This is a genomic window from Campylobacter sp. IFREMER_LSEM_CL1890 (assembly GCF_025772045.1).
In the GTDB taxonomy this organism is placed as follows: Bacteria; Campylobacterota; Campylobacteria; order Campylobacterales; family Campylobacteraceae; genus Campylobacter_D; species Campylobacter_D lari_D.
This window is the reverse complement of sequence record NZ_JAKMRK010000010.1, coordinates 65,578-72,138: the sequence shown is the minus strand read 5'-3', so window position 1 is coordinate 72,138 and position 6,561 is coordinate 65,578. Positions and strand designations below refer to the sequence as shown.

The 6,561-nt window shown below is 28.0% G+C and carries 5 protein-coding genes and 1 pseudogene; 2 read left to right on the top strand and 4 right to left on the bottom strand.

Annotated elements, in window-relative coordinates:
* The first annotated feature begins 70 nt into the window (after positions 1-70).
* The gene (locus tag L8W57_RS06280; protein WP_133319725.1) at positions 71-1,066 is read left to right on the top strand and encodes a capsular polysaccharide synthesis protein; all 996 of its coding nucleotides are present in this window, start codon (positions 71-73) and stop codon (positions 1,064-1,066) included.
* Here the strand turns inward: L8W57_RS06280 and L8W57_RS06275 are convergent.
* From L8W57_RS06275 to waaC, 4 genes and pseudogenes are all read right to left on the bottom strand, one after another.
* Positions 1,050-2,223, bottom strand: a pseudogene (locus L8W57_RS06275) (glycosyltransferase family 2 protein). The gene L8W57_RS06280 and the pseudogene L8W57_RS06275 sit on opposite strands and share 17 nt — an antisense overlap.
* Before the next feature lie 3 nt (positions 2,224-2,226).
* Complete coding sequence (locus L8W57_RS06270; protein WP_133319727.1) at positions 2,227-3,774, bottom strand: glycosyltransferase family 2 protein; 1,548 nt, start codon at positions 3,772-3,774, stop codon at positions 2,227-2,229.
* An 8-nt stretch (positions 3,775-3,782) separates the two neighbouring features.
* Complete coding sequence (locus L8W57_RS06265; protein WP_133319728.1) at positions 3,783-4,655, bottom strand: lipid A biosynthesis lauroyl acyltransferase; 873 nt, start codon at positions 4,653-4,655, stop codon at positions 3,783-3,785.
* On the bottom strand, positions 4,652-5,671 hold the full coding sequence (gene waaC / locus L8W57_RS06260; RefSeq protein WP_133319729.1) for a lipopolysaccharide heptosyltransferase I: 1,020 nt from the start codon (positions 5,669-5,671) through the stop codon (positions 4,652-4,654). The genes L8W57_RS06265 and waaC overlap by 4 nt, the downstream gene beginning before the upstream one ends.
* 66 nt (positions 5,672-5,737) lie before the next feature.
* Between waaC and L8W57_RS06255 the strand changes: the two genes are divergently transcribed.
* A complete protein-coding gene (locus L8W57_RS06255; RefSeq protein WP_263662224.1) occupies positions 5,738-6,517 on the top strand; it encodes a 3'-5' exonuclease in 780 nt (259 codons plus the stop codon).
* Positions 6,518-6,561 lie beyond the last annotated feature (44 nt).

Sequence of the window (6,561 nt, the reverse complement as noted above, 5' to 3'; positions counted from 1 at the left end):
TACGGTTTTCATATATACATAACCTTAATTATTTTCGATATTATATCAGAAAAACTTTTGAGGAATATATATGCAAATACAACAAAACAATTCTTTAATTTATAATACTTTAACAAAAAAACTAAGCTCATTTATACCTATAAAATCAATAAGAAGAAAATTAAGAAATCATATTCAATATAAGTTAGAACACCCCAAAGTGGCTAATTATCTTTCAAACAACTATATAAACCCTTTTTTAGAAGGAAAAATTCCTCATTTTGATTTTGAAAAAAAACATCATTTTAAAAACGATAAAATTATTTGGCAATTTTGGTATCAAGGTAAAAATCAAGCTTCACCTATGATACAACAATGTTTCAATTCAGTGCAAAGTCAAATGAAAGATGACTACACAATCATCATTTTAGATAAAGATAATATAAAAGAGTATATTGATTTTCCACCATATGTTATAGAAAAATTAGAAAATAATTTTTTTGGAGAAAAAACTATAACTTTTTTTTCAGATCTTTTAAGAGTATGCTTACTTGCAACTTATGGAGGTATATGGTGTGATGCAAGTATATTTTTAAGCTCTAAAATTCCTAGTGAACTTTGTAATAAAGATTTTTTTATCTTTGAAAGATCAAAAACAAAACCTAGTAAAGAGAAATTGAAAAATTTTATCAAAAGTGGGTATTTTTCTTATGGATATTTTAACTGGAATGATGATTTTAAGGTTAAAATGCTAAGTAGTTTTATGATAGCCAAAGCAAGCAATACTTTTATTCAAACTCTAAAAGATATTTTAATAAATTATTGGAAAAATGAGCAATCAAATGAAAATCACTATTATTTTGTACTGCATATCATATTTGAACTTTTAAAAGAGCATAGCTTTGTAAATGATGTTTATAAAAACATGAGTGATATAGAATGCCATTTATTACAATTTAGCGCCAAAGAAAAATTTAATCCAACTCTTTGGGAAGAAATTCAAAAACAAAGTTTTTTACACAAACTCACGCATTTTAAATCTATAAAAAAAGATTCAATGATAGATAAAATCATTTTGCAAAGTTGATTTTATCTAAAAATACTTTTTATTTTTTGCCAAATTTTCCAAAGATCATAAGGAATTTTTGTTTGGATAAAAGGTTTTATTATAGGTAATTTTTCCTTTAAATTTAAAGGATCTTTTTTAAATTTTTTAATCATCAAAGCCTTTTTTACATAAAAAGGCAAAAAGGTTTCCTTTATAGCTTGAAAATTTTCATTTTTTTGATCTTTAAAAAATTCTATCAACTCTAAAGCTGTTATCATCCTACTTGCTGCTTTTAAATAGTTTTTTGCCTCTTTAGCATTTTCTCCAAAAAATTCATATAAGTCTTTAAAGTACTCTGATACATTTGCCTTTGTGACTTTCTTATCATGATTTGATATACTATTTGCTCTCAAACGGCACAAATACAATCTTTTTGGCAAAATATAAATATTATTAGCACAGCTAAATAAAACCATGCCAAAATGAATATCTTCATTGATGATTTTGTTAATAAATTTAAGTTTTAATTGTTTTAAAAATGAAAAATCTATCATACCACCCCAGCTAAACGAGATATCCCTTGAACCTACTTTTATAGCTTGCTTAGCATAGTCTCTTGGAGTGATAGTACATTCTTGAGTGAAATTAAATATATTCATCCTTGTTTTTTGGCCCTTATCTTCTATACCATCATCATAAATACAAGTATGGTCAAACCATAATACATCTACATTTTGCATTCTTATAACACACTCTTCTATGCAGTTTAACTCCCAATAATTATCAGAATCTAAAAAGATAATATAATCAATCTTTGGAATTTCTAATTTATCATCTACTAAAGCATTTTTATGTTTATAAATTTTATAAATATTTTGTGGGTTATTGCCAACAATCTTAAAAATATTTAATTCATTTTCTTTTTCAATATATTGTATTTCATATTCACCATAAAAAAATTCTATACCTACATTTCTAGCACTACTTAAACCACCATTTTTTTTATCAAAAAGAGTGATTCTTTTATCTTTTAGAGTGTATTCTTTTGCAATATTGAGTGAGTTTTCATCTGTACTACCATCATTTACGAGTATGATTTCTAAGTTAGTATAGGTTTGATTAATTACACTATCTAAACATTGTTTTAAATATTTTTCTACATTGTATATGGGGATTACTACGCCTACTTTTTTCATGCTTTATCTCCAAATCACTTTTTCATTTTTTATAGTTTCAAGATAAATTTGATGATTAATCTCAAGCATATTTTTGCTATTTTCTTCATGGTAAATATGATAAGCTAGAGCATAGAATTTAAGTCTTTTAAACACTCCATTATTAAATAAAAATCTAGCCACAAACTCACTATCTTCTCTGCCCCAGCCTATAAATTTTTCATTAAATCCTTTAATAGCTTCAAAATCACTTTTATAAAAACTCATATTGCAAGTTTTACTGCCTTTAACAAGTTGTGATTTTTTAAAAAACTTCTTAGTTAGCTTTGAAAATTTATATACACATTTAGCTAAAAAAGCATTTCTTTTGTTTTTAAAACCCTTTTTATTAAAAGCTAAGCTAAAATCATTTTTGCTTAAAAGTTCTTTGCTTTCTTTTTCGTTTAAAATAGTTCTTGAACCTTGCAAGATAGTTTTTAAACTAGCAAATTTTAAATGATCTTTGATAAAGTTTTTTTCTAAAATCATATCCCCATCGATTAAAACAATATATTCGCTATTAGAAGCATTAATTGCCTTATTGCGACTTGCCGCGGCACGAAATCCCTCATCTTCTTGCCAAATATGCTCTAACTTACAAGGAAAATCCTTTTGATAAGCTTGTATAAGCTTAGCCGTATCTTCCCTGCTTCCATCATCAGCTATTAAAACCTCATCTGGTAAAGGCTCTAAGTTTTTAACGCTATCAAGCACCAAAGCAAGCCTTTCTTTTTGATTATAGGTTGTGATGATTAAAGCACAAGTTTTTGGCTTTTGTTTTTTTAACTCATATAATTTCATATATTTAAAAAAAGCTCCAAGACCATTGCAAGTACTTATGATAAAGCCTTTATAGCCATAAAAAATCCCTTTTTTCAAAACATAATTTCTAAAAAAAGTCCAAATTCCTCTTAGCAAAGCCTTGCAAACACTACTTTCTTTATGTAAATTTTGCAAAGCCCAAAGCTTAGAATATTTTTGAAGCTTATCTAACAAACTATCGATATCATCAAACGCAAAATGCCTCAAACCATTTTGCAACTTAATCTTTTTGCTATCTTCATGTAAAATTAAACTCTCATGCACTAAATTTTTATTAAAACTAGTATGGGTTTTATTAAACACCCGCATTACATGATCAGGCCACCACCCACAAGCTTTAATCCACTCTCCATTGTATAAATTTTCTCTTGGTAAAGCTATGATATCTTCTTTATTAGGCTCAATTTGCCCTAATTCTTGTAAAAATTCTTTCTTAGCAAGCTCATCTGCGTCAATATTAAAAATCCAATCATTGCTAGCATAACTTATGGCTAAATTTTTTAAAGGTCCAAAACCTATAAATTTATGCTGATAAATCTTGATATTTTTATAATTTTTACTAAACTCATAAGCAATTTTTAAAGTATCATCATTGCTATCATTTTCTATTAAAACGATCTCGCCAAATTCTTGCAAAGATTCCAAGCAAGCTTTTAAAGTTTTTTGAGCATTTTTAACAATCATTATCACACTAATTTGTTTTAAATCCATTTTATATCCTATAAATATAATTCATGATTGTATCTTTTAAATCTCTTATGAAAGAAAAAATACTCATCAGGTTTAAATTTAATCATCTCTTCACAACACTTTGCTTGATACTTAGTAAGCTCTTCTATACTTGCCTTGCTTGCATCTAAAGCCTTAAAAGTTTTTACAAAAAATTTCTCATCTTTTTGATACACAAAACAAGGTAAAATCATAGCATTTGTTTTTTTAGCAAGCACACTTGCACCTGCTATGAAATTTACTTCTTGGTTAAAATATTGTATTTTTACACTTTCACTATCCACTGCATCTTGATCGGTTAAAATTCCAAGCGATCTACCTTCTTTTAAGGCTTTTAGCATTTTTCTAAGCCCGCCCTTTTTTTCTATAAGCTCTATATTAAACTGCGTGCGATTTTTACTTAAAATTTTATCCATTATCATACTATCAAGTGCTCTTCCAACTATGGAAATTCCTTGAAATTTAGCCCCAAAAGACAAAGCCAAAAGCTCCCAGTTACCATAATGAGCCGTAGTTACAATCAAGGGTCTTTTACTTTGCATTATATTTAAAATTTGCCCCTCATCATCAAAGCAAATTTTATTGACGATTTCTTCTTTGCTTGCATTTTGATTTTTGATAAAATCAATCCCAAATTTAGCAAAATTTTTATAGATATTAAGGCTAGTTTCATCACGCCATTTTTGATCTTTTTCAGGAAAACAAATTTTTAAGTTTATGTCAATGATTTTGCGGTGTTTGTGATTAAGCCTATAAGTGATCAAAGCAACCAAATTTACAAAAGAGTTTAAAAGCTTTGAAGGTAAAATCTTCACAAGGGCTTTTAATATATAAAAAAGGCTTAGATATACATAATTTATCATTTTTCTAAAAGCTCACAAGCAAGTTTAAAAATATCTTTTTCATCGATATTTTGTATGCAAAAATCACTCTTATCGATATGCTTTGAATGCAGTATTTTTTTACCTGCATTGATTGTTTTGTTGATATTTGTTTCATAGGTATTTCTTTGACTAGGAGTAGCACCAAAAATCGTTATAGAAGGCTTGTTTAGTGCAAAGGCCAAATGAGTAGGCCCACTATCATTTCCGATAATCAAATCACTTGCCTTAGTTAAAGCACAAAGCTCGCTTAAGCTTAATTTTGGCGCAAGTTCTATTTTCAAATGTTTTAAATTTAAAACTATATCTTTAGCAAAATTAAACTCATTAACATTGCCCCAACCAAGCATGATTTTTGCACTAGTAAAATACTCTAAAAGCATTCTACAAAGTAGTATCAAACGCTCTTTTGGGTAAATTTTATTAGGCATAGATGAGCCTATATGTATGAGTATATTTGGCGCACTTTCACTTAAAGAAAGCCTTTGTTCTAAGCTTTCTTTTAACTCATCATCTACACTAAAACAACTTTGTTTTAACTCTATATCGCTATGATCAAAATGCTCATTTAATACATAAGCTACCAAAGAAAGATTACGCACGATAATATTTTCTTCATAATTACACGCAAATTTATGCGTATAAAAATTGCTCGCAAAACCCTCTTTGATACTTTCTTGATCAAAACCAAAAGTATTAGCACATAAAAATTTACTCACTAAAGCAGATTTAATCAAACCTTGCAAGTCAATCACAACATCATATTTATTTTGTCTTGCTTCAAAAAGCATAGCAAAGACTTCTTTGAATTTTCTATCCTTTAAAGGCAGGGCATACACTTCATTAATCATTGGATGATCTTGCAATAATCCTGCAAATCTTGCATCTACAAACCAATCAATACTCGCCTTAGGATAATGCTTTTTAATAAATTGCAAAACAATTACCGCATGGATGATATCTCCAAGTGCGGATAACTTAACCAAACCTATTTTCATATGCTACTTTATTTTTAAATTTTCTGTTATGATTTTAACAAAGATTTTTTTAAAAAAAGGTTTATCATGCAAGAATATATTTGTGTTTTTGATTGTGAGAGCATTCCTGATGTAGAATTGATAAAACATCTTTATGATTTTAATGGCGATGATTTAAGCATTAGCAAACAAGCTTTAGAAAGACAAAAAGAAGAAAGCGGAAGTGATTTTTTACCCCTGCCTTTTCATAAAGTTGTAAGCATTTGTGCAGTGATTGCAGATAAATTTGGAAATTTCATCAAAGTCAATAAAATCAAAGGCGACAACGAAAAACAAATGCTAGAAGAGTTTTTTAACTTCATAGACAAACACCAACCCCGCCTTGTAAGTTTTAATGGCAAAAGCTATGATATGCCTTTGCTTGTTATAAGAGCATTAAAATACAATATCAACGCAAGTGCTTATTTAGATGCAAGCGATAAATGGAATAACTACAAAAGCAAATTTGTAGAAAATAAACATTGTGATTTATTAGAATCTTTAGGAAGTTTTGGCCAAAAAGGCTTAAGACTTGACACACTTTGTGCTATGGCAGGACTTCCTGGAAAGTATGATGTGCATGGAAATGAAGTATTAGAACTTTTTTATCAAAACAAATTAGAAAAAATTCACGAATACTGCGAAAGTGATGTGCTAAACACCTATATGCTATTTTTAAAATACGAACTCATCAAAGCTAATTTAACCCAAGAAGATTATCTTAATATTTTGGAAAATTTCAAAGAAGAACTTTTGCAAAAACATAGTGATAAAAGCTATCAAAAGCCATTTTTAAAGGCCATAGAAAAAGAAAAAAGCAAGTTTTAAATTAATTAAGAAAAGTATATTAAAATAACTATTATTAAATATCA

Coding starts and splice junctions, on each gene's coding strand:
- L8W57_RS06280 (WP_133319725.1), top strand. CDS start 71: ATGCAAATACAACAAAACAATTCTTTAATTTATAATACTTTAACAAAA.
- L8W57_RS06270 (WP_133319727.1), bottom strand. CDS start 3,774: ATGGATTTAAAACAAATTAGTGTGATAATGATTGTTAAAAATGCTCAA.
- L8W57_RS06265 (WP_133319728.1), bottom strand. CDS start 4,655: ATGATAAATTATGTATATCTAAGCCTTTTTTATATATTAAAAGCCCTT.
- waaC (WP_133319729.1), bottom strand. CDS start 5,671: ATGAAAATAGGTTTGGTTAAGTTATCCGCACTTGGAGATATCATCCAT.
- L8W57_RS06255 (WP_263662224.1), top strand. CDS start 5,738: ATGCAAGAATATATTTGTGTTTTTGATTGTGAGAGCATTCCTGATGTA.